We start from the raw sequence: 23,410 nt of genomic DNA on the forward strand, positions 1-23,410 counted from the left end.
TATAGCCAAAGCTTACAAAATCTTTAAAGATGTGTCCACACGATAGTCCAGAGGAGGGGAATAACTATTTGCCGATAATAGTAATCGCCAACTTTTAAAAGAAATAGGAAACTTAGAAGAGTGAAAGCTGTATAGATTTTGGAGAATTGGGTTTCCGGGCATCACCGAATACAGTTTTGCCACCGAAACGCCAGGAGTTTTGTCTTTCTTCTTCAATCACCTGCTGGATATCAAAACCCGGGGTAAAATCTTTTTCTGCTTCAGTAACAATCTGGTGAAGTTTGTTTAAAGAATTCAGCTTATCAGAATTTCCCAGTTTGGACTTTTCAATCCCTTTTCTAAGGATGCTGATACTTTCATCATACGTATTGATAGGCACAGGGAAAGGATGTCCGTCTTTACCTCCATGGGCAAATGAAAACCTCGCCGGATCAGCAAATCTTGACGGCGCGCCGTGAATCACTTCACTTACCAAAGCCAATGACTGCATGGTTCTTGGCCCTACTCCTTCCAGCATCAGCAAATCTTCAAAGTTCTGAGGCTGCTGTTCTCTGGTGACATACAGAAGTGCTCCCAGCCGTTTCAAATCAACATCAGAAGCCTGAACATCATGATGAGCAGGAAGAATCAGTCTGGCGAAATCCTTCATCACTTCTGCGGAATCAGTATGGGAAATATCAAGAATTCCTTTTCTGTTTTCCGAAGCTTCAGTATCGGTAAGGTTAAGAATTTTCCCTCTGGAAATCCCGTTGATTCCTGTGTGCGGCTGTTCTACAAATGAGGTGATGTTTTCGGAATGCCAGTGGTAACGTCTTGCTGTTCCGTCGGATTCATGCATTCCCTGCTGAATTACACTCCAGTTTCCATTGTCTGAAAGAATAAAATTGTGCAAATACAACTGATACCCATCCTGAATAGCTGTATTATCTACTTTTGCCGAAAGTTTGCTGGCTCTTACCAGATCTGTTCCGTTCAGTCCGGTTTTATCTGCAATTTTAATTAACTCTGATGGAGTCTCACGGGAAAACTTCCCTTTTCCACCACAGATATAAAGTCCCAGAGATTGAGAATTAGGATTAACAGAGCGTTTCAAAGCACCCATAACGGAAGTGGTAATTCCTGAAGAATGCCAGTCCATCCCCATCACCGCTCCAAAACTCTGAAACCAGAAAGGATCTGCCAGACGGCGCAAAACCTCATCTTTACCATAATCCATCAGAATGACTTCAATAATGGAAAGTCCCAGAACAGACATACGTTCATACAGCCATGGCGGTACTTTGCCATAGTGAAGGGGTAAATCTGCTGTTCCTGATCGTTTCATTATACAAAATTAGCTTTAATATTCCATTTTTTTTATGATTGGGGTCAAATTAATCTGGCCATTAAAAAGAAATAGTCTTTCTGCAGAATGATGTTTTTTCAGGTCTTGGCTAGTTGTATTTGTATTTATTGGTGAGATAGAATATTGATCAGTTTCTGAAATGGATCTTTAACAAAAAACCTGCGGACTCCCCATTCTTCATTGGTAAGTTCGTAAGTGATTTCAAAACCCGCATTTTTCATCTTATCATAGACTTCATCTACGTTATCCACTTCAATGGAAAGGTCCGGAACTTCCGTATCGTTTCCTCCCTGTTCTGCAAAACTTATCTGAATTTTGGCTTCTTCATCATTACCCAGTGTTTTGATCCAGCCATGATCCATCAAAACATTCAGTTCCAGAATATCCTGATAAAACTGATTGGCTCTGGAAAGATCATTGGTTTTAATATTGGCTATGATTCTTTTTATCATTTTGCATTCGTTTTTATTCAAAAAAAACCTTGCAAAAATTACATTCACAAGGCTTTTTACAAAAAATTATTTCTACTATTTCAATGCAGCAAGAGCAGCATCGTAATTAGGTTCATCAGCAATTTCCGGAACCTGCTCAGTATAAACTACTTTATTGTTTTCGTCTGTAACGATCACGGCACGGCTCAACAGACCTTTCAAAGGAGAGTCTGTGATAGTCACTTGATAATCGTCTCCGAAGCTGCTTCTGAAGTCTGAAAGTGTTTCCACATTATTCAATCCTTCAGCGGCACAGAATCTTCCTAATGCGAATGGAAGGTCCTTAGAAACGTTGATCACCACTGTATTGTCAAGTTTTGAAGCCTCTTCATTGAATTTTCTGGATGAAGCAGCACAGGTAGGAGTATCAATGCTTGGGAAAATATTGAATACTTTTTTCTTTCCTGCAAAAGTTTCCAGCGTTTTTACCGCTAATCCTGAGTCTACCAATGCAAAGTCTTTTACAGTGGTTCCTACTGATGGTAGTGTTCCTATTGTGTGTACTTCGTTTCCTTTTAAAGTGATTGTCGTCGACATAATATTTATTTTTTTAGTTCTCCAAATTTAATCAAAAAAGAAAATTTTCACAGTCTTATTATCGTTAAATTAATCTTAAAGTGAAAATAAAAAAACTTAAATCCCCATTTTTTTTGCAAAAAAAATCTATATTTCCCCTCCTTAAAAAATGATGAAAATGAGAAAAAAAATTACTCTTCTGCTATTTGGAGTTCCTTTTTTGGGTTTTTCCCAGTCTGTGATTGGAAATATCAATTCCGGTGCAGTTTCAGAAGATAGCTTTACGCATTCGGTAGGAGAAATTTATGTTATCCCAACCGATCCTGATCAGGCAAATTCGGGCACAATGGGAATGCTTTATCAATCTGTTTTACAAGTTTTAGGAGTTTCTGAACTTGAAAAAGACAATGTAAAAATCTATCCCAATCCTACCGCTGATTTTATTTACGTGAAATTAAATTCAAAATCAAAAATTGAAAGCGTAGAAATTTATGACCTTTCCGGAAAGCTTTTCTTTACAACAAAATTAGAATCAGAACGATTAGATCTAAGACAGCTTCAACAAGGTGTTTATATGATCGTTTTCAAAAATTCTGATATTAAACCCATTAAAATTATTAAAAAACCTTAAAAACTATCTGAACATGAAAAAATTATATTCTACTATAGGGTTATTCCTTGCTACGTTATTAAGTGCGCAGGTTCCACAAGCTTTCAGCTACCAGACAATTGCTTTTAACGCAGCAGGAGTTCCGATTGCCAATGGGAATGTTTCTTTGAAGGTAAGCATTTTAGAAAACTCAGCTACAGGAACGGTTTTATATTCCGAAACTCATACTAAAACTACGAACGCTAAAGGTCTGGTTAACCTGAATATTGGGCAGGGAACCGCCACCACCGGAAACTTCGGAGCGATCAACTGGGGAACAAACACCAAATTTGTAAAAGTGGAAATGGATCCCAATGGTGGTTCTAATTATACCAACGTTGGTGTAAATCAATTGATGAGTGTTCCTTATGCTCAGGTTGCCAAAACAGTGGTAACAGGTGCCGGACAGGGAATTACACTGGTTTCTCCGAATGGAACAAACTATACATTGAGTGTTGATAATTCTGGTAACCTGAATCTACCTGTAAGCCAATCTTCAAACAGTACATTTCCTGCTGACCTATACATGTACGGTTCTCATAATTCCTTCAATCCTTCTGCGGCAGATTTTATGAGAAACAAGGGAAATTCTAAAATAGGATACAAATATCTTCCTGCCAATACCCAAATAAAATTCATTACCTCTCCTTCTTCTTCCGCACAGGTATATGGAGCAGACAACTCTGGATTTCTTGTAGCTAACGGAACAAATTTTACGGCACCCTCCAATGGGTTCTACAGTATTGGAATGACAAAGTACAGCAGCTATACAACCGTAGTAATAAAAAATTTGGTTCCTGAAATTATTCTGAATAATTCTAGTTCTCAGGTATCAGTTTCTCCTTTATCTTATAATCCTTCCACTCAGAAATTTTCTGTTATCTTTAATGGGGTAACTTCTTCTAACTTTTATGGATTTAAGATCAAAATTAACGATGCCCTATATGGTGAATATTTCGGTGATAATTTAAATGACGGAAGTTTAGATATCGACGGCGCTTCAATTACAATCCCCAATCTTACTGCCACGCCAAAAAATGTTAAAATAGAATTTGGTATTAACTTTAACGGTAGCGGAGCATATACAATTACACAAATATAAAATTAAAGAGGTCTGAGACCTCTTTTTTTATGGAAATATCTTAAATAAAACAATGATATTTACTAAATTTGCTGGACTTAAAATTTCAAATAAAAAATAACAGTATAATGTCAGAAAAATCAAAAATCTATTACACACTTACTGATGAAGCTCCAATGCTGGCTACTCACTCGTTTTTACCAATTGTAAAAGCTTTCACAAAATCAGCAGATATCGAAATTGCTGTTCCGGATATTTCTTTGGCAGGAAGAATTCTAGCCAACTTTCCTGAGTTTTTAAAAGACGACCAGAAAATCAGCGATGCTTTGGCAGAACTAGGAGAATTGGCAACGCAACCTGACGCTAACATCATTAAGTTACCTAACATTTCTGCTTCTGTACCTCAATTGGATGCAGCGATTGCTGAACTACAAGGTAAAGGTTTCGCAGTTCCAAACTATCCTGCAGAGCCTAAAAATGATGAAGAAAAAGCAATCAAAGCTAAATATGCTAAAGTATTGGGAAGTGCTGTAAACCCTGTATTAAGAGAAGGAAACTCTGACAGACGTGCTCCAAAAGCTGTTAAAAACTATGCAAAAGCAAACCCTCATAGAATGGGCGACTGGGCATCTGACAGCAAAACTGACGTAGCTCACATGAACAACGGTGATTTCTACGGTACAGAAACTTCTACAACATTAGAAAACGCTACAAAATACAGAATCGTATTCAAAGGAAACGACGGTTCTGAATCTGTATTAAAAGATTTCGCAGGTCTTCAGGCTGGTGAAGTCATTGATTCTTCTGTAATGAACTTAAATGCGTTAAAAGCATTCGTTCAGGAAGCTATCGAGGAAGCGAAGAAAAGAAATGTACTTCTTTCTGCTCACCTTAAAGCGACGATGATGAAAATCTCTGACCCAATCATTTTCGGGGCTATTGTTGAGACTTTCTTCAAAGAAGTATTTACTAAATATGCTGAGACTTTCAAGTCTTTAGACATCAATCCAAATAACGGTCTTGCAGATCTTTTCGATAAAATAAAAGGAAATGCTCAGGAAGCTGACATCAAAGCTGATATTGAAGCTGCTTTGGCAAACGGACCTAGAGTGGCAATGGTAAACTCTGATAAAGGAATTACCAACTTCCACGTACCTTCTGACATCATCGTTGATGCCTCTATGGCTGCTCTTGTAAGAGGCGGAGGTAAGATGTGGAACAAAGACGGAAATGAAGAAGATACTGTTTGCATTATTCCTGACCGTTCTTATGCAGGTTTCTATCAGTCTGTAATTGACGATATGAAAGCGCACGGAAAACTGGACCCTACTACAATGGGATCTGTTCCAAACGTAGGTTTAATGGCTCAGAAAGCTGAAGAATACGGTTCTCACGATAAAACGTTCCAGGCTTCTGCAGACGGAACCATTGAGGTTCAGGATGAAAACGAAAACGTTCTTCTTTCTCAAAAAGTTGAAAAAGGAGATATTTTCAGAATGTGTCAGACTAAAGATGCACCTATTCAGGACTGGGTAAAATTAGCGGTAAACAGATCCAGATTATCTGATACTCCGGCTATCTTCTGGCTAGACAAAGGAAGAGCTCACGACAGAGAAATCATCAAAAAAGTAGAGAAATATCTTGCTGATCACGATACAACAGGTCTTGACATCAGAATCCTTGATGTAAAAGATGCAATGACTGAAACACTGAAAAGAGCAAGAGAAGGTAAAGATACAATCTCTGTTTCAGGAAACGTATTGAGGGATTATTTAACAGACCTTTTCCCAATCCTTGAACTGGGTACTTCTGCAAAAATGCTTTCTATTGTTCCATTAATGAACGGTGGCGGTTTATTTGAAACAGGTGCCGGAGGTTCTGCTCCAAAACACGTAGAACAATTCCTGGAAGAAGGATACTTAAGATGGGATTCTCTAGGTGAATTCCTTGCCCTTCAGGCTTCTTTAGAACATTTGGCACAAACTCAGGGAAATACAAAATCTCAGGTTTTAGCTGATACACTGGATGAAGCAAATGCCAAATTCTTAGCTACCGACAAATCTCCTGCAAGAAAAGTAGGACAGATTGACAACAGAGGCTCTCATTTCTATTTGGCAATGTACTGGGCTGAAGCGTTAGCAAACCAGACTGGTGATGCTGAACTGGCTGCTCAGTTTGCTCCGGTGGCTGCTGCTATGAAGGAAAACGAAGAAGTAATCAATGCAGAATTAATTGGTGCTCAGGGTAAACCTCAGAACATTGAAGGGTACTATAAGACTGATACCTATAAGACATATGCTGCAATGAGGCCAAGCACAGTTCTAAATGAAATCATTGACGGAATTTAATTTTAGAAAATTAAATTAATTATACAAAAACCTTGCAAATTTAGATTGCAAGGTTTTTATTTTTGTGATTACTATCTGTACAAAACACAACTCTCTCGTCTTTAAAAACTTATTCTCAGCACTTTGGATATGTTTTTGTATATTAATTTTATAATTTGAAACTACAGACATGAAAGCCATTCATTATATTTTACTCATGCTCCTATTCAGCAGCTGTTCTTCCGCTCAGTACTTTAAAGTAATCGAAGCAACTCATACCCGCAATATGGGAGGATTACAAGGAGCAAGATCAGAAAGATTCAATATCATTATCAAAGACAATCTCCGGCTTGATATAAAATATCTGTTGGTGGGAGATGTTGAAATCGTATTAAAAAAAGAAAATAAGAATGGGGCTATCTATCTGCAGGGAGTATACTTTCCTGAGAATCAGGAATACCCTACCATAAACGAAAAAACCGGAGTTGTAGATCATATGCCAGAAAAAAAATTTGATCTGAATAATATCTATCTCGTCTATGAAAATGTAAGAACCAAGAAAATCATCAAGCAAAAAATAAAGATCCGCAATGAAAACACCCAAAGACAAGTAAAAGAAAGCGAATCACCCCGATAAATTAAAAACTATTTTATAAAATAGTTTTTATACAACAAAAATTCATATTTTTATTGTTTTAAAAAAACAATATGAAAATAAAATCAATTTTCGGACTTGGCTTTACTATAGCCTCGTTATATTTGAATGCTCAACAACCTTCTCAAGGTAAAGAAAACCCTAACTCGAAAGTCAATAAAAAATATCTGAAACACATTCAGGATATTACAAATACTTTTCAGAAAAACCTAAAGTTTGCCAAAGAGCACAATCAAAAACCACCTGATGAGTACTATCTACAGGACTTTATTGCTACAATGGATCCTGAAACAGGAACCATCAATAACCAAAACTACGTTGACCTTGAAAGAAAAGTAGAGAATGGAAAATTCCAGGCTCAGCAAAATCTTAAAATTTTCAATGGTGCCAGAGGAGGTACAGCCAACAAAAGCATTACCAATTTGTGGATAGAGAGAGGTCCTTATTCTGTAGGAGGAAGAGTGAGAGGTATTATGTTTGATCCGAATGACTCTACCGGTAAAAAAGTTTGGGCAGGTGGAGTTTCCGGTGGACTTTGGTACAATAATGACATCACCGATGCCAACTCTGAATGGACGTTGGTAGATGCTTTCTGGTCCAACACTACCGTATCCTGTATTACTTCCGATCCTAATAACCCGCAGATTTTTTATGTGGGAACAGGTGAAGTGGAAACCGGAGACTTCAGCGGACTGGGAATCTGGAAAACAACCAATGGCGGAGCTACCTGGCAGCAGGTGTTTAATCTCGAAAACGGATATTCCTCCAATGGGGTAAAAAAAGGAATGTATAACGTTCCGGCTATAAAAGTAGTGAACAACAATGGGGTTTCAGAAGTGTACGCCGGGGTTTCAGGAACATATTTCGGGGATGCAGCCACATTTGTCGGTTTAAATGAAGCCGGTTTGTACAAATCTACTGATGGCACCAATTTTACGTTGGTCAACAGCTTACTTGCCACGGCTACCCGTGGATATGATATACAGGATATAGAAGTAGGTGCAGACAATTCAATCTGGGTAGCCACAAGACGAAGCAGCTTCAGCGGATCTGCTTCCGGGGGAAGAATTTTCAAATCTACCGATTATGGGGCTACTTTTACGAATGTCTATAATGTAGGGAACAACAGCTCAAGGGTTATGGTAGAGGTTTCCAATACCAATCCTTTGAAAGCTTATGCCCTGATGCAGGGAGCATCAAGTTCAGAACCTGTAAGAATTGCAAAAACTACAGACGGCGGTACTACATGGATATCAACCAATGTAGCCGGATCAGGAATTACACTGCCTAATCCTGTGGATACCTCACAACCTGACAATGATTTTACCCGAGGCCAGTCCTTTTATGATCTGGTTATTGAAACCGATCCTGACAACGATGAGCACGTGTATGTTGGAGGTGTAGATTCCTATAAAAGTACAGACGGAGGTGCTACATGGACTCAGTATACCAAATGGTCAAATAATAATGTGATGGGAACTACCAATATTTCCCTGGTGCATGCCGATCAGCACGCCTTGGTTTTCAATCCAAGAAATACAAGCCAATTTATAATGGGGAATGACGGAGGTATTTTCTTGGCTTCAAATAAAAACAATCTGGCTAATACTACGGCTATTGGTATGAGAAATAAAAGGTTTAATGTGACTCAATTCTATCATGGAACATTAAACCCATCTTCTACGTTTGCTAATGAAAATATGATTTTAGGGGCGCAGGATAACGGAACACAAAGACTTTCCGGAGCTGCTTTAGCCAATAACTTCTACAACACTTCGCAAGTGTATGGTGGAGATGGAGCCTATACAGCCTTTGATGATCAGAACAAATACTATATCGCATCTTATGTTTACAACTACCATATTATTTTCACTCCACAGGGATCCTATTATCTTATGTCTAATGCTGCTCAAAGGGATGCAGGGCAATTTATAAACCCTCTTGCTGTAGACAGAAATCTTGACATATCTTATAGCAATGCCAACGCGTCCAGTTCAACCTCAATTGTACTGAACAGGGTAAGCGGGCTTGCAAGTGTACCCTTAAGTCTTACAGAAGCCCAGATTACCATTGCCAGTGTAACGGCTGGTGAATTTGTTACGGATATTCTTGTATCTCCTTACACTACAGCAAGTACTACTCTATTTATCGGGCTTTCCTCCGGAAAATTGTTCAAAGTAACCAATGCCAATGCGACTCACAGCACTTCACAGATCAACTATAACTTTGGCGGTTATATTTCAGACGTAAAATTGGGTGCTTCTGAAAATGAGATCATGGTAACTGTATCCAACTTTAATAAAACCAGCGTATTCTACAGTACTGACGGCGGAACTACCTGGGCATCCAAAGAAGGAAATCTACCAGATATCCCTGTTAAAGCTATATTTATGAATCCTGAAGACAATAATGAAGTGATTCTGGGAACTTATTACGGGGTATGGGGAACCGCCAACTTCCAGTCTTCATCTCCTACATGGGCTTTATATTCCGATGGTTTAGGGAAATTTAAGGTGAATCACTTTGATTACCGTCCATCTGATAAAACAATCCTTGCAGTAACGTATGGAAGAGGAGCTTTTACTACCAGAATCAGCAATACAACTTTATCTACTTCCGAATCGAATCACAACCTTCTCAACAATAGTGTGTATCCGAATCCTACCAGAGGTCCTATTCATGTAAAACTTGAAAACGGCAAGCCGATGGACATTGAGATTTATGATGCTTCCGGAAGGCTGGTAATGACAAAGAAAAATATTAAATCTGATGAAGAATTTAATATTGAAAGCTTAGGCAAAGGAGACTATGTACTGAAAGCTTCGCAAAATGGCAGCATGATATATACTTCAGTAATTATCAAAAAATAATTCTTGAAATTTTCACAAAAAGCAGAAAAGTAAGCATATGCTTACTTTTTTTGCTTTATTTCTAATACACAACCGAAAATTAATGAAAAAAAAACACATTATCGCTCTTTCATTGTCATTAATGGGATTTGCTAACGCACAGGAAAATGCAAAAAGCATTGATGAAATAGAGATTGATGCAAGAGCAAAAGTAGCAAAAGAACGAGAGGAATTTAAAAGGCACGCACAGTCTACAGAGGTTATTTCCGATTATGAAATAAACCGCAATAATCCGGCATTTATAGAACAGAGCCTGGGTACAATGGCCGGTGTTCAGGTAGAAAAAAGAACCCAATTGGGCGGGCAGAGAATTGTAGTGAGAGGCTATGGGAACGATCAGAAGTTTAACAATTGGGGGATTAAGATGTACCTCAACAATATACCTCTTACCGGAGCAGACGGAGTTACTGTTTTAGATGATGTTGATTTCGGGCTTGTTAATCGTATAGAAGTTATAAAAGGTCCGGCAGCCACATTATATGGTGGAGGCTCCGGAGGAGCAGTAAGGCTATATATACAGCCTGAAACCAGAAAAGGGACTTCTATCTCTGAGCAGTTCAACACAGGTTCTTTCGGGTTGTTTCAAAGTGCTACTTCTGTCACCAGTGTAGGAGACAATCATTCCATCACAGCCAACTACGGACATATCGGAAGCGACGGATATCGTCCTCATGGTAAAAGCATCAAAAACTTTTACAACATCAATGGAGAGTTTAAACTGAACTCCAGACAAAAGATCACTTTACTCGCTACTCATGGAAATTCCCTGGAACAGGTCTCCGGCCAGATTTCCTATGCTGATTATTATAATGGGATCGACAACGGAAACTTTGCCTACATAAGAAGAGGTGCCAAAACAAAATTCGTTACTTCCAGAGTTGGAGTGGGTCATATCTGGCAAATCACTCCTGATTTCAAAAATAATACAACTGTATTTTATACAGGAACCACAGGGGATAGAATTGCTGCTGGAGCTTATGAAACCTCTTCTTTTTCCAATTACGGAGTACGTTCTGTCTTTAACTTAAATAAAGACTGGTATGATTTCAACAGTCAGACAGAATTTGGTGTTGAAATACAGCAATCACAGTCTACCATCACCAATTACCGGTATAAAAGCGTAAAGAGTACCGAGCCACCTATTTTGAGACCCCTTTCTGACGGATCTTATTTTAAAAATATGAATCATCAGAACAACTATTTTGCGGTTGAAAAGTTCACTTATAAACCATGGGATCTAATGTTCCTTGCAGGGGTGAGCATCAATCAGATAGGTTATAACAGGAAAGATCTGCTGGCTCTACCCGGTTTATTTGCACCGAGTATCAATAAAAAAGACCTGTCTTTTGATAAAAAATTCAAAGCGGTAGCCACTCCTCATTTTGCACTTCAGAAAGTATGGAAAAATCAGATATTCAACCTTAGCTACAGTGAAGGATATAACGCTCCTACTTCTGCCACTGCTTTTATAGCCGGGCTGAATGTAACCAATGACAACTTAATTGCGGAGAAAGCAAAAATGTGGGACTTCAGTGTACACGGGTTAATCAAAAACACTTCCATAGATTATCAGATCTCGCTGTTCAGCATCAACATCAAAGATAAACTTACGCAATTAGGAGCTACAATGTCCAATGCAGAAAAGACACCTTATACTTATTGGACTAACACCGGAGATCAAAAAAACAGAGGATTGGAAATGAGCATAGGATATTCTTACAAACCTACCCGCTCCTTTGTTTCCAAAATTCAGCCTTTTGTCAATTATACTTATAATGATTTTAAGTATTCCAATTTCAGTACGTATTTAAAGGAAGACGGGCAGCCTGCAGGAGTGAATGTTTATGATAACAAAAATGTAGTAGGCGTACCCAAAGCTAAATTATCTGCCGGATTGGATTTTGAAACCCACTTTGGGCTATACTGGCAAAATACCTATAATTTTATGGGAGGAGTCTACACTGACTTTGCTAACACCAATAAAGTAAAGAGTTTTGGCCTTTTAAACTCTAAAATAGGCTATAAACACAGCTTCAACCAATGGCTTCTGGATGTATTTGTTATAGGAAATAACCTGACCAATCAGATCAATTACACGTTCTTATTTTACGGAAACAGTATCAACGATACGGATGCAGATAACCAGTACAATAATTCTTCGGTGTATACCGATGTGAATCCCGGTACGGGTAAAGCGTATTTCTTTACAGGATTTAATATAAAGTATAATTTTTAATGTTGACTGAATTTATTTGTGGCTTACAGAAACAAATGATCACAGCAAAAAAAAACAGAGTTCCTTTCATTACGGGAACTCTGTTTTTTGCTATTTAAGAAGCTTTAGTTGTTAACAAGTTTCATTGAACCTTCAGTATACCTTTCTCCTACGTTCGGGTATTTTTTCAGAATGGCATCAATGGTATCCAGATCGGATTGGGAAAGTTCGATATTGACTGCTGCAATATTTTCTTCCAGATATTTGATTCGCTTTGTGCCGGGAATCGGGATAATATCATCTCCCTGATTCAACACCCATGCTAATGCCAGCTGCGTTCCTTCTACTCCTTTGGAAGCGGCAAATTCATTGATCTCATTTGCCAGTTTGGTATTGTTTTCAAGATATTCCTGCTGATAACGCGGTAATGATTTTCTAAAGTCATCGTCACCAAGCTTCTGTACATCGTAAATATTGGTAAAAAGTCCTCTTGCCAACGGTGAGTATGGCACTAAAGAAATCCCAAGCTCTCTGATGGTTGGTAGAATTTCCTTTTCAACATCTTTCGTAAGGATAGAATATTCTGACTGCAATGCTGCAATAGGATGAATTTTGTTAGCTTTTCTGATAGATTCCGCTGAAGCTTCAGACAATCCGATATATTTCACTTTACCAGCTTTTACCAGCTCTGCCATCGCTCCCACGGTTTCTTCTACAGGAACATTTGGATCTACTCTGTGAGCATAATACAAGTCAATGGTATCAATCTTTAATCTTTGAAGACTTAAATCTACGGCCTGTCTTATCCATTCCGGAGAACCGTCAAAATAAGTTCCGGGAGCGCCACTGTGGCTAGCTTTACCATCTTTGAACCTGAATCCGAATTTAGTTGCAATGAAAATTTTATCTCTGTTGGGTACTAAAACTTTAGAGATCAGTTTTTCGTTTTCTCCATTGGCATACATATCAGCTGTGTCCCAAAAGTTTACTCCTAAATCTAATGCTCTATGCAGAGTATTGATACTTTCCTGCTCATCTGTGGGACCATAAGCAAAGCTCATTCCCATACAACCTAAACCAATTGCTGATAGCTGTTCTTTTGTGTTTCCTAATTTTTTAAATTTCATGATAGGTATGATTTAATTTTACATGACAAAATTAGAACATCCGGAAGCCAACCCCGATATAGATTTCAAACTAAGAATTATAAAAATCAAACAACATTCATTCTTAAGGCATTCGGAGTAATTCCGGTTTGTTTTTTAAAGTAATTGGTAAAATAAGCAGGTTCTTCAAAACCTAATCCGAAGGCAATCTCGGCAATATTCCAATCTGTATGTTTCAGTAAGGCATTGGCCTCCTGAATAATCCTTGCGGTAATCTGCTGGCTGGTTGTTTTTCCCGTAATCTCCTTTACCGAACGGTTTAAAGAATTCACATGAATGGAGAGACTCTGTGCATAATCATTCGGCGTTTTTAATTTCAGAAAAGCCTCAGGACTGTCGATTGGAAATTGTCTTTCCAGCAATTCCATAAATAAAGAGGCTACCCTTTGTGAAGCATTCTGATAAGGTTCAAAACTTTCTGCCGGCTGCATTCTCATCGTCTCATGAATCATCAGATGAAGATACGCTCTCAGCATATCATATTTATGAATATACTCCGACTGAATCTCCGTCATCATTTTGGTATAGATCTCAGCAAGTATCTTCTGCTGTTCTTCATCTACAAAGAAAACAGGTGTTCCTCCTATCTTGAACAGCGGAGAATCCTGTAGGTTTCCCATACGGCTTCCGTTATGCAGAAACTGATCTGTAAACAGGCAGAACCAACCTTTCTGATCCTCATCATCAGCTTCCCACGAATAGGGAATAATGGGATTGGAAAACAATAATGCCGGACGGTCCACTTTGATCCATTTATCGGCATAATGAAGTTTTCCTTTTCCTATGATGAGTGATATTTTATAGTAATCTCTTCTGCTGTAAGGTGTGAGTGGAGAACAGTATTCCCGTGAAAATACATTGAAGTGCCCCGTTGTATTGACACCAATACACTGTGATGCCAGATTGGGAGCATTTCTTTCATAAAAACCTTTGAGTGACTCGTGTGATTCCATAGATCAAAGTTATAAAAATCAAACAAATCAAATAACAATACTGCCGGATTTTCAAAAATAAAATGACTGACAAAAAATGCCAGTCATTTAAGTTGATCATAGGGCTAATCCCAATCATCATGATGTCCGTGACCATGATGTTTATTTTGTTTTTTGTAGTATTTCTCCTGGTTTTTGTAATACTTCTCCTGTTGTTTACGGTATTTTTTATAATCGTTTTTATTTCTTCCATAGACGATTACCGGATTTTGACCTCTGTAATATTTCTTTTTAAAGATGATATACTTTTCTCTACCCAAAATTCTTTCCAGCTCTGAATAACGGTCATTCCTCCATCTTCCCGGCTCTACTACATAGACTCTGCTCCAGGTATCATAATCACGATATCTGTCATTCAACACGTAAATCTTATTAGCCTGTGTTGTTGAAAGCACAAGATCAGTAATTACTCTTTGCCAGTTGATATCCGAGATACTCCTTCTATAATCATAGTAATCAGATTGGGCATAGCTCAAACTAAATGTCCCGACCAATAATGCTGTTAATATTAATTTTTTCATTTCGCTCCACTTTAAAATTAAACATTAAAGGATAGTCAATTAAAGTGCCAACTCTTAATCGAAAATACCAATATTTGTTAAAAAAAATCACAAATACCTGATTATCTTTAAAATATTTTCTTTTCTTTCGTCTACTTATTGAATGTTAATTATTCTAAATTCATAATCGAACACGATTCATTTCATTAAGGAAAATCATATTAATTACTAAAATCAAACAATTAAAAATGCAAGTCTGAGAGTCTGTTTTCTTATGTTTTGGCTAAAACCAAAGGACAAGTTGTTTATCTTGTGGCGGGATAAAGCTCACCTCTATTGAATTTTACCAACAACATCTTTTATCTTCCACTATTCGATTTACGTTATAAAATCCGTTAAGATTCCTAAAAAATATTACTTCATATGATTTAATTTCGTAATTTTAATGGAGAGAATATTTTTAAAGGAATTTTCTCAAATTAGTTTTAATCAACCAAATCTTACATTGTTATGGAAAATATAAAGTTTCAGGTATCTCAATATCAGGATGAATTGCAGCTACTTATCGATGGGAAAAAGGCAGGTTATATGTCCATAGAGGTTGACGGAAGGCTGCTTATTGTATTTTATACGAAACTTGAGGAAGAGCGTGAGGGAAAAGGCTATGCCAAACTATTGCTGGACGAGCTGGTACGCTATGCAGAAGAAAAAGATTTGCTTGTAGACCCGGAATGTGATTTTGTAAGACAGCAGTTTGAAAATCACCCTGCAAGGTATAAAGAAATATGGCATGCCTGATCAGTTTTCCCACCAGGTTGTAAATTCCTGTTCCGGCTGATTCAGATCTACCACCTCACCGATCATGGGAGTGAGGACATTAAGCTGTTTTTCTTTTCCAAGAGCCGCTATCTTTTGTAAAGGCTCATTCCACGGGTGAAGCGCCAATGCAAATTTGGCAGAATGAACAGGGATAATACGCCGTGTTTTAAGATCAATAGCAGCCTGAATTACATCTTCCGGTAATTTGTGAATATACTTCCATGCCTCTCCATACTGTCCGTTTTCAAGAACAGCATAATCGAAAGGTCCATATTGCTCACCGATTGTTTTAAAATGGGAATCATAGCCACTATCTCCTCCTAAGAAAATTTTCCTCGTAGGCGTTATCAGAACATATGAGCTCCAAAGCGTATCATTCTGCTTTACTCTTCTGCCGGAAAAATGTCTGGCAGGAGTAAAAACAATTTTTATATCATTCTTTAGAATAACTTCTGTTCCCCATTCTTCTTCAATAAGCTTGTTTTCAGCATATCCCCATCTTTCAAGGTGTGCTCCTACTCCCAAAGGGATAATGGCCGTTTTCGTCCTTTCCTCAATAGATTTTACGGTGGGATAATCCAGGTGATCAAAATGATCGTGTGTGATAACCAGATAGTCTATACCGGGAATGTCTTCAGGTTTAAAAATATCTGAGCCTTTGAAAGCCTTATTAAAGTATTTAAAGGGTGAACCATACAGACTCAGGACAGGATCTATTAAAAAGGAAATTCCATCTGTCTGCAGATAATAAGAGGAATGCCCCAGCCAGATGAATACATCTTCATTTTTATCAATGTTTTTAAGATTGGTATGAAGGGATGGAATTGCTTTCAGAGGTTTCAACAGCGGATCTTTCTTTCCTAGGAAGAAATCATAGGTTACTTTCCACATCTTGTAGCCTTCTGTAATGGAAGGAGTATGGCTGATATTCCGGAACTGTCTCTTTTTATAGAGTTTCGACTGCTCTATGCGTTTCAGTCTCTTGCCTTTTGGAACTCCACCAAACGCTTTCATATTGATCACGATAAAAAAGGTAATCGTCAAAACAACCACACAGGTAATAATCCAGTAAATCATCTGTACAAAATAATATCAAATGTATTGACTTTTGTTTTTAAATGAAAATTTATTCCATTTCACTCCATTTTTTAACTAAATTTATCAGGTATTTTTAAAAATTTATCAGGTGTTTAGGTCAGGATTAATTTTAAACTTTCTATTTTAGCACCCTAAAAAACTCAGATACATTGAAAAATTATTCGGTAATATTTCTTCTCGCTATTTTTTCGTCTTGTGCTTCTGTACAAAAGCACAACGAACAGCGGGCCTCATGTATTCCACCGGAGCAACTTAAAGAAGATGTGGACTTTGCCTATTCAAAATTACAGCAAATGCATCCTCAGTTATACTGGTATATTTCCAGGAAGGAACTGGAGCGTAAATTTGACAGTCTTAAGCAGACCATCAACGAGCCTCTTACCCCTCTTCAGTTTTATTTCAAACTTCAGCCTGTCATTGCCGGAATTCGTGAAGGACATCTTTCCTTGAGAATTCCCAGAAAGAAATTTACAAAAGAGGAAATTAAAAGGCTTGAACACCAAAAAGGAATGTTCAGCCGTTTTGAATATTATATATCTGGAGACCGCATGTATATCATTCAAAACAAAGATTCTATCGAACACATAAAACCTGGAACTGAAATTCTATCAATCGATAATGTTCCTGTATCTGATTATATCAGGAAGTACAGAAGCCTGATCAGCAGTGATGGTGATAATACCACTTTCCATCCGTACTTTTTAAAAGATCTGTTCTTTAATTTTTATACTGCGGAAAATGGTTTTGGCAGCAAAGCCACTCTTGAAACCCTTTATAATGGTGAAAAAAGAACGTATACCTTAACCAGAGAAGTAAAATCTGATTCTGACCTTGAAAAGGATAAGGAAATGCAGAAAAAGACTCCCGAAAAGAAGCTGAACGATTATGTAGCTTCGAGTAATTCTTATAACAGAAGCTTCAAATTTCTGGACAAAGACAGCACTATTGCTTATATTAAGGTGAAAAGCTTTTCCAGGGATTATTCGGATGAGTTTTATAAAAAGACTTTTGCCAAGATCAACCATGCAAAATCTCCCTACCTCATCATAGATGTCCGAAATAATTATGGCGGCTCTTTGTATGAAATCAATAACCTGTATTCCTATTTAGCTGATGAACCGTTTACTCTGATCAAACCCTCTCAGCTAACTTCTAGAAATGTTCCTTTACGCACCAATTATTTCAGAAAAAGTACACCTTTGGAATATGCTCTTAAAAGTATTGCCTATCCGAGTTACTTTTTTGCACAGACTTTCAGTACTTATAAAAAGGATGGAAAGGTATTCTACAAAATGAAGGCTGACAAACCTACAAAACCTAAAAAGGAAGCCTTCCACGGAAAAGTTTTTGTACTCATCAACGGAGGAAGCTTTTCGGCATCTTCTATTATTACCGCCAAACTTAAAAATGATAAAAGAGCGACACTTGTGGGAGAAGAAACAGGAGGTGCCAATGATGGAACTGTTGCCGGTTTTTATTCCTATCAGAAGCTTCCCAATTCTGAAATAAGATTTCCCATAGGTCTGCTTCTGGTTCAGCCTAATATCAATTTTTCAGACTCACGGAAAGGGGTTGTTCCGGATGTGACCGTTACTGAAAACATGCAGGATATTATTGATCAAAAAGATCCACAGCTGGATTGGATAAAGAACGAAATTGCCAAAGAAAAAAAAAATAAAGGACAGTAATGAATATGGGTTCGGCGGGCTTTCAGCCCGCCGAACTCTTTTTATCTTTTTAATTCTTCCAAAAGATCTTCAATATATTGGATATACCTTCCATAATAGCGTTGATACCAGAATCTTCCAACAAAATAAAGCAAAAATAATCCTACGGTTACTGTACTAATTAAGATCACTGCAATCTTCAATTCACTCAAAGGCTTTGGCCACGGGATAAACTCCAGGACGATAAGGATCTCACACACAAGAAACGGGGCAAAACTGATGTAATAGGAAAGATAATATTGTTTATTAAGATTGAGCTGCATCACGAGATCTTTCAAAGAATCATAAGTCTTAGGTGCAGGATTACTGATTTCATTATATAGCTTAAAGAACTTACTGAAAAAGAAAACAGTGACAATAAGCATGGAGGCAATCAATACCGTGATGTACAGTTGAAGTTTAAATGGTCTGCATACTGAGCACACCAGAAAAGCAAAGACAAAGATTCCTATCATCCACCAGAATTCCACACGCATATTTTTGCGTATCTTTTCAAGAGGAAGATTCAGTTTATTGCTTTGTTCTATACTTATTTCGGGAGTTTCCTCCACAATATCTTCGTTCCAGGTATTTTTCAATTCATCGATATTCATGGGATTACTGATTTTAATGTTGGTTGGTTTTTATTTGGCTTAAGATCTCTTTAAGTTTATTTTTTGCCCGGTTCATTTTCACTCTTGCATTGCCTTCAGAAATTCCCATCTGTTCTGCAATCTGCTTTCCTGAAAAATCTTCCAGATAATAGAAGATAAAAGCCTTGTCAATAGAATTAAGCTGATGTATTGCCTGATACATTTCAGCCAGGCGTTCTTCTTTACGATCATCATAATCTTCCTGGATAATGATTTGATTAGAAAAATCTTCATGGGCAATAAAGCTTCTTCTCTTTTCTGATTTCAGGAAAATAATAGCGGTATTCAAAGCAATTCTGTATAGCCATGTAGAAAATTCACTTTCACCTCTGAAACCGGGAAATGCTTTCCATAGCTGATAGGTAATCTCTTGAAAAAGATCATCACGATCATCCTTTTCAGTCATGTACATTTTAGAAATCTTAAACAGAATTCCTTTATGCTGTTCAATTTTACGTATAAACTCTTGTTCTAATGAGGTCATAGCTTGTTACTCTATAGAGTTAGTTTTCGTTTAAAAAAATTGTTACAGATTTTTACAAAAGAAATAAAAATAACCTGACATTTTTTATATCAGGTTTATTTATTTTAAGTATGTAATTCTTTTATTATTTAAAATCTAAGAAATCATCTTTTTCCAGATAATGGTTCAGGGCATTAATAAGCTGCGAAGAGGTAACATCAGCACGCTGTCTGAAAGCAAGATCCACCACATCCTGAATATTTTCATCAGAACACATATAGTGAAGCTTGTTATGAAAAACGAAATCAGGTAAGATTTCATGATCATTCCCTCCGATATCCAAAGGATCTCCGATAAAAACTTTCATTTCAGGTTTAAACTCTTCCGTAGAAGAGTAAACCGCATAATTATATTCCGGGTCAAAGGATGCTTTCCTATCCTGTTTATTCTTTACAAGCTCCAGGAATTCTTCTATAGAATACACCTGATTTTTAAAATCATCCATGTGATATTTTTTTACAACTCAATGTTCTAAAGATAGAAATTTTATAGAATACCATCCTATTATAACACAAAACTCTATTTTCCGGCATTAAGTTAAAAAAGTCCTCAACAAACACCTTGGTTTGTTGAGGACTTTTATTTTATGTTAAATACAATACCCGTCAGAATCAGAAAATATAATCAGTGCTTAAAAAGTTGGAATCATGTTCTCTGACGATGGTGTTCAGTAACTCTTTGTTGGAATCTGTAAGCTTTGCAGCCACCAGAGACCGGATAGAGAATGAGCGCAGCGCATCAAATACGGAAAGTGTTCCTTCTGCACTGTCTTTTCTTCCGGTAAAAGGAAAGACATCAGGACCTCTCTGCGCCTGGCAATTGATATTGACACGGCTTACAAGGTTTACAAACGGATCAATGAGTCTCGCTACCTCATGCGGATCTTCACTGAAAATACTTACCTGCATCCCATGGGAAGCATTCACCTGATATTCTATAGGTTCTTCTATATCTTCGAACGGAACAACAGGAATTACAGGACCAAACTGCTCTTCATGGTACAGCTTCATATCACTGTTTACAGGATATACTACTGCAGGAAAAACAAAAGACTCATCTGTATAGCCGCCATTTTTATTCAGCACCACAGCTCCTTTCTGTAAGGCATCATCAATACATTCTTTCAGATAAGCAGGTTTGTTGACTTCCGGAAGTGGTGTTACCTTCACCTCTTTTTCCCATGGCAGCCCGGCCTTCAGCGCAGAGACCGCAGTACTTAATTTCTCTGTAAATGCCAGCGCCACTTCTTTCTGAACGAATATCAGTTTTAATGCTGTACAACGCTGTCCGTTGAAAGAAAGCGCTCCTAAAATACACTCGCTCACCGCTACATCCAGATCTGCATTTTTAGTAACAATGGCTGCATTTTTAGCATCCAGACTCAGAATAGCTCTTAAACGGTTCACTTTCGGATGCAGTTTTTTTAGTCCGTTAGCCACTTTACTTGATCCTATAAAAGCCAGCACATTCACTTTTCCGCTTTCCATAACCGGAGTGATAATTTCTGATCCTTTTCCATATAATGTATTCACAGTTCCTTTCGGGAATGCTTCTCTGAAAGCGTTTAATAAAGGATAATGAGCCAGAACACCATGTTTGGGAAGTTTAAACAAAATAGTATTTCCCATGATCAGAGCAGGAATCAGTGTGGTAAAAATTTCATTCAGAGGATAATTGAATGGTCCCATGCTTAAAACCACACCCAGCGGTGCTCTCCTGATCTGTGCAATGGTTCCCTCAGCCTGTTGAAAGCGGGAAGATTCTCTGTCCAGATCCTTAAGAGCATCAATGGTCTGATTGATATAATCTACAGTACGGTCAAATTCTTTGGTAGAATCGGCCAATGTTTTGCCAATTTCCCACATCAGCAGTCTGATAACCAGATCTCTCTGTTGGATCATCAGATAGACAAATTTCTGCATGCATTTGATTCTTCCTTCCACAGACATGGCAGGCCATTCGCCAAGTCCGTTATCATAGGCTTTTACACAGGCTTCAAGAACTTCCATAGCCTCGTTCGGACCAATATTCGGGATACTTCCCAGAAGCTTTCTTTCCAATCCGTTTTCTGTGGGGATGCACACCGGAGAATAAATTTCCGTCACATCGCCGTTCCATTCTACCAGTTCCCCATTCAAAAGATAAGTTCTCTGATGGATAACCGGAACTTTATATTCTTCCGGAATTTCGTTTTCTCCTTTAAAAATGTGATGGAATGATGCCATATTTTCTGAACTCATAAATCTTTCTATTTTTTTATGTGATAAATTTGAAATTGTCTCAAAATTTAAATTATTTGACTTTTGTCATTGACTACGTCGAATCTTCGATTTCTGACGAAGGAAGAGTCTTTATTGATTTTTATATGAGATTCTTCATTACATTTTATTTCATTCAGAATGAAACCTTTGAAACAACTATATTTTGTAAGATAAAGGTAAAAGTAAATTGTGTTGAAAAAAATAATCTGACCATAGATTCGATCTATTTGAATTAAAATTAATCTTAGCTCCTAAAAAAAGAATAATTTAGCTTAAAAATAAATTTCATGTTTTCAAAATTAGTTTGCGGCACACTGCTATTCTTCTCTGCAGTGGGCTTTGCTCAAAAATCTAAAGCAACCAATACTGTTTTAATGGGCGGGAAAGAAGTTCATACTTATGCCAAATTACCGGCACTGAATAAGCCGGCTCCCCAATTTACCCTTACAGATGTGAATATGAATGATCAGACGCTGGATTCCTTCAAAGGAAGATATGTTATTCTGAATATCTTCCCGAGTGTAGACACTGGTGTTTGTTCAGCTTCTGTGCATCATTTCAATGAAGAGGCGGGAAATCTTCCCAATACTGTAGTCCTTTGTATTTCCAAAGATCTGCCTTTTGCCCAGAAAAGATTCTGCGGTGCTGAAGGAATCAAAAATGTGGTAATGCTTTCAGATTTCCGTTCCGATTTTGGTTGGAACTATGGTGTGGAGCTGGTAGATTCTCCAATGAAAGGACTTCTGAGCAGAGCGGTTGTGGTGATAGACCCTTCAGGCAAGATCATCTATGAAGAGCAGGTACCGGATATTTCTCAGGAACCGAACTATGAAGCAGCCATTGCGGCGGTGAAATAATAAATTACATTAAAATTTAAATAGTTAAGAATATGAAGAATAAGACCGATGTTCTTAATGGTTTAACATCAAAAAACTCAGCATGCAGCTGAGTTTTTGTATTGTGGTTTTTTGTTGGAAACGCAGAGGCGCAAATTGTTATTAAAATAAATGGTCTTAAGGCGCAAAGATTTTATCTCCGATAAAATTGAGAACGTTTTATTTTTGCTGAAAATCTTTGATTTTCTTGCGCCTTAAATAGAATACAATACTTTAAAGCCTTGCGCCTTTGCGTTTTCCCAACACAATCAAAAAACTCAGCATGCAGCTGAGTTTTTTGTATTGTGATTTTTTGTTGGAAACGCAGAGTCGCAAATTGTTATTAAAATAAACGGTCTTAAGGCGCAAAGATTTTATCTCCGGTAAAATTGAGAACGTTTTATTTTTGCTGAAAATTTTTGATTTTCTTGCGCCTTAAATAGAATACAATACTTTAAAACCTTGCGTCTTTGCGTTTTCCCAACACAATCAAAAAACTCAGCATGCAGCTGAGTTTTTGTATTGTGATTTTTTGTTGGAAACGCAGAGGCGCAAATTGTTATTAAAATAAACAGTCTTAAGGCGCAAAGATTTTATCTCCGATAAAATTGAGAACGTTTTATTTTTGC

General features: G+C 37.5%; 20 protein-coding genes. 9 read left to right on the forward strand and 11 right to left on the reverse strand.

All coding sequences use genetic code 11. The features are described 5' to 3' along the window. Window positions 1-112: 112 nt before the first annotated feature. The 3 genes from ACODR7_RS20260 to tpx (ACODR7_RS20270) all read right to left on the reverse strand — a co-directional run bounded on the left by ACODR7_RS20260 (window position 113) and on the right by tpx (ACODR7_RS20270) (window position 2,373). Complete coding sequence (locus ACODR7_RS20260; RefSeq protein ID WP_488841939.1) at window positions 113-1,324, reverse strand: DUF763 domain-containing protein; 1,212 nt, start codon at window positions 1,322-1,324, stop codon at window positions 113-115. Window positions 1,325-1,449: 125 nt separating this feature from the next. Then, window positions 1,450-1,797, reverse strand: a complete 348-nt coding sequence (locus tag ACODR7_RS20265) for a VOC family protein (RefSeq protein ID WP_488841941.1) — start codon at window positions 1,795-1,797, stop codon at window positions 1,450-1,452. A gap of 75 nt (window positions 1,798-1,872) precedes the next feature. Beyond that, window positions 1,873-2,373 (reverse strand): thiol peroxidase, encoded by a 501-nt coding sequence (gene tpx, locus ACODR7_RS20270; RefSeq protein ID WP_488841943.1) that lies wholly within the window; start codon window positions 2,371-2,373, stop codon window positions 1,873-1,875. 157 nt (window positions 2,374-2,530) lie between these two features. On the opposite strand from tpx (ACODR7_RS20270), the gene ACODR7_RS20275 reads away from it, so the two are divergent. From ACODR7_RS20275 to ACODR7_RS20300, 6 genes are all read left to right on the forward strand, one after another. Then, window positions 2,531-2,983, forward strand: coding sequence for a T9SS type A sorting domain-containing protein (locus tag ACODR7_RS20275; protein WP_488841945.1), 453 nt, complete (start codon window positions 2,531-2,533; stop codon window positions 2,981-2,983). Window positions 2,984-2,996: 13 nt separating this feature from the next. Beyond that, window positions 2,997-4,103: a DUF8740 domain-containing protein gene (locus ACODR7_RS20280; protein ID WP_488841947.1), complete on the forward strand. Its 1,107-nt coding sequence runs from the start codon at window positions 2,997-2,999 to the stop codon at window positions 4,101-4,103. Window positions 4,104-4,210: 107 nt separating this feature from the next. Continuing rightward, window positions 4,211-6,430 (forward strand): NADP-dependent isocitrate dehydrogenase, encoded by a 2,220-nt coding sequence (locus ACODR7_RS20285; protein WP_488841948.1) that lies wholly within the window; start codon window positions 4,211-4,213, stop codon window positions 6,428-6,430. Between the two features lie 169 nt (window positions 6,431-6,599). After that, complete coding sequence (locus tag ACODR7_RS20290) at window positions 6,600-7,046, forward strand: hypothetical protein (RefSeq protein ID WP_488841950.1); 447 nt, start codon at window positions 6,600-6,602, stop codon at window positions 7,044-7,046. Window positions 7,047-7,117: 71 nt separating this feature from the next. Continuing rightward, complete coding sequence (locus ACODR7_RS20295; RefSeq protein ID WP_488841951.1) at window positions 7,118-9,934, forward strand: T9SS type A sorting domain-containing protein; 2,817 nt, start codon at window positions 7,118-7,120, stop codon at window positions 9,932-9,934. An 82-nt stretch (window positions 9,935-10,016) separates the two neighbouring features. Further along, a complete protein-coding gene (locus tag ACODR7_RS20300) occupies window positions 10,017-12,209 on the forward strand; it encodes a TonB-dependent receptor (protein WP_488841955.1) in 2,193 nt (730 codons plus the stop codon). A 104-nt stretch (window positions 12,210-12,313) separates the two neighbouring features. Here the strand turns inward: ACODR7_RS20300 and ACODR7_RS20305 are convergent, their stop codons facing one another. From ACODR7_RS20305 to ACODR7_RS20315, 3 genes are all read right to left on the reverse strand, one after another. Next, a complete protein-coding gene (locus ACODR7_RS20305; protein WP_488841957.1) occupies window positions 12,314-13,315 on the reverse strand; it encodes an aldo/keto reductase in 1,002 nt (333 codons plus the stop codon). Window positions 13,316-13,401: 86 nt separating this feature from the next. Continuing rightward, window positions 13,402-14,307 carry a helix-turn-helix domain-containing protein gene (locus ACODR7_RS20310; RefSeq protein WP_488841959.1) on the reverse strand — a complete coding sequence of 302 codons (906 nt, stop codon included), beginning with the start codon at window positions 14,305-14,307 and terminating at the stop codon, window positions 13,402-13,404. 104 nt (window positions 14,308-14,411) lie between these two features. After that, complete coding sequence (locus tag ACODR7_RS20315) at window positions 14,412-14,867, reverse strand: hypothetical protein (protein WP_488841961.1); 456 nt, start codon at window positions 14,865-14,867, stop codon at window positions 14,412-14,414. Window positions 14,868-15,356: 489 nt separating this feature from the next. On the opposite strand from ACODR7_RS20315, the gene ACODR7_RS20320 reads away from it, so the two are divergent. After that, on the forward strand, window positions 15,357-15,644 hold the full coding sequence (locus ACODR7_RS20320) for a GNAT family N-acetyltransferase (RefSeq protein WP_488841963.1): 288 nt from the start codon (window positions 15,357-15,359) through the stop codon (window positions 15,642-15,644). Here the strand turns inward: ACODR7_RS20320 and ACODR7_RS20325 are convergent, their stop codons facing one another. Continuing rightward, a complete protein-coding gene (locus tag ACODR7_RS20325) occupies window positions 15,645-16,742 on the reverse strand; it encodes an MBL fold metallo-hydrolase (protein ID WP_488841965.1) in 1,098 nt (365 codons plus the stop codon). Window positions 16,743-16,912: 170 nt separating this feature from the next. Between ACODR7_RS20325 and ACODR7_RS20330 the strand changes: the two genes are divergently transcribed. Continuing rightward, complete coding sequence (locus ACODR7_RS20330) at window positions 16,913-18,451, forward strand: S41 family peptidase (RefSeq protein WP_488841966.1); 1,539 nt, start codon at window positions 16,913-16,915, stop codon at window positions 18,449-18,451. A 41-nt stretch (window positions 18,452-18,492) separates the two neighbouring features. Here the strand turns inward: ACODR7_RS20330 and ACODR7_RS20335 are convergent, their stop codons facing one another. The 4 genes from ACODR7_RS20335 to ACODR7_RS20350 form a co-directional block, all read right to left on the reverse strand. Next, window positions 18,493-19,083, reverse strand: coding sequence for a hypothetical protein (locus ACODR7_RS20335; protein ID WP_413930903.1), 591 nt, complete (start codon window positions 19,081-19,083; stop codon window positions 18,493-18,495). A gap of 13 nt (window positions 19,084-19,096) precedes the next feature. After that, a complete protein-coding gene (locus ACODR7_RS20340; RefSeq protein WP_465090943.1) occupies window positions 19,097-19,606 on the reverse strand; it encodes an RNA polymerase sigma factor in 510 nt (169 codons plus the stop codon). Window positions 19,607-19,730: 124 nt separating this feature from the next. Next, the gene (locus ACODR7_RS20345) at window positions 19,731-20,090 is read right to left on the reverse strand and encodes a DUF7716 domain-containing protein (protein WP_276967477.1); all 360 of its coding nucleotides are present in this window, start codon (window positions 20,088-20,090) and stop codon (window positions 19,731-19,733) included. A 166-nt stretch (window positions 20,091-20,256) separates the two neighbouring features. Beyond that, complete coding sequence (locus ACODR7_RS20350) at window positions 20,257-21,885, reverse strand: NADP-dependent glyceraldehyde-3-phosphate dehydrogenase (protein ID WP_488841968.1); 1,629 nt, start codon at window positions 21,883-21,885, stop codon at window positions 20,257-20,259. Window positions 21,886-22,193: 308 nt separating this feature from the next. Between ACODR7_RS20350 and tpx (ACODR7_RS20355) the strand changes: the two genes are divergently transcribed. Beyond that, entirely contained in the window at window positions 22,194-22,763 is a 570-nt protein-coding gene (gene tpx, locus ACODR7_RS20355) for a thiol peroxidase (protein WP_083688905.1), read from the forward strand. Window positions 22,764-23,410: the final 647 nt, after the last annotated feature.

The organism is Chryseobacterium sp. FG46 (assembly GCF_057809135.1).

Bases quoted from the DNA above. Each gene is read 5' to 3' on its own strand.
- ACODR7_RS20260 (WP_488841939.1), bottom strand. From the start codon at position 1,324: ATGAAACGATCAGGAACAGCAGATTTACCCCTTCACTATGGCAAAGTA.
- ACODR7_RS20265 (WP_488841941.1), bottom strand. From the start codon at position 1,797: ATGATAAAAAGAATCATAGCCAATATTAAAACCAATGATCTTTCCAGA.
- tpx (WP_488841943.1), bottom strand. From the start codon at position 2,373: ATGTCGACGACAATCACTTTAAAAGGAAACGAAGTACACACAATAGGA.
- ACODR7_RS20275 (WP_488841945.1), top strand. From the start codon at position 2,531: ATGAGAAAAAAAATTACTCTTCTGCTATTTGGAGTTCCTTTTTTGGGT.
- ACODR7_RS20280 (WP_488841947.1), top strand. From the start codon at position 2,997: ATGAAAAAATTATATTCTACTATAGGGTTATTCCTTGCTACGTTATTA.
- ACODR7_RS20285 (WP_488841948.1), top strand. From the start codon at position 4,211: ATGTCAGAAAAATCAAAAATCTATTACACACTTACTGATGAAGCTCCA.
- ACODR7_RS20290 (WP_488841950.1), top strand. From the start codon at position 6,600: ATGAAAGCCATTCATTATATTTTACTCATGCTCCTATTCAGCAGCTGT.
- ACODR7_RS20295 (WP_488841951.1), top strand. From the start codon at position 7,118: ATGAAAATAAAATCAATTTTCGGACTTGGCTTTACTATAGCCTCGTTA.
- ACODR7_RS20300 (WP_488841955.1), top strand. From the start codon at position 10,017: ATGAAAAAAAAACACATTATCGCTCTTTCATTGTCATTAATGGGATTT.
- ACODR7_RS20305 (WP_488841957.1), bottom strand. From the start codon at position 13,315: ATGAAATTTAAAAAATTAGGAAACACAAAAGAACAGCTATCAGCAATT.
- ACODR7_RS20310 (WP_488841959.1), bottom strand. From the start codon at position 14,307: ATGGAATCACACGAGTCACTCAAAGGTTTTTATGAAAGAAATGCTCCC.
- ACODR7_RS20315 (WP_488841961.1), bottom strand. From the start codon at position 14,867: ATGAAAAAATTAATATTAACAGCATTATTGGTCGGGACATTTAGTTTG.
- ACODR7_RS20320 (WP_488841963.1), top strand. From the start codon at position 15,357: ATGGAAAATATAAAGTTTCAGGTATCTCAATATCAGGATGAATTGCAG.
- ACODR7_RS20325 (WP_488841965.1), bottom strand. From the start codon at position 16,742: ATGATTTACTGGATTATTACCTGTGTGGTTGTTTTGACGATTACCTTT.
- ACODR7_RS20335 (WP_413930903.1), bottom strand. From the start codon at position 19,083: ATGAATATCGATGAATTGAAAAATACCTGGAACGAAGATATTGTGGAG.
- ACODR7_RS20340 (WP_465090943.1), bottom strand. From the start codon at position 19,606: ATGACCTCATTAGAACAAGAGTTTATACGTAAAATTGAACAGCATAAA.
- ACODR7_RS20345 (WP_276967477.1), bottom strand. From the start codon at position 20,090: ATGGATGATTTTAAAAATCAGGTGTATTCTATAGAAGAATTCCTGGAG.
- ACODR7_RS20350 (WP_488841968.1), bottom strand. From the start codon at position 21,885: ATGAGTTCAGAAAATATGGCATCATTCCATCACATTTTTAAAGGAGAA.
- tpx (WP_083688905.1), top strand. From the start codon at position 22,194: ATGTTTTCAAAATTAGTTTGCGGCACACTGCTATTCTTCTCTGCAGTG.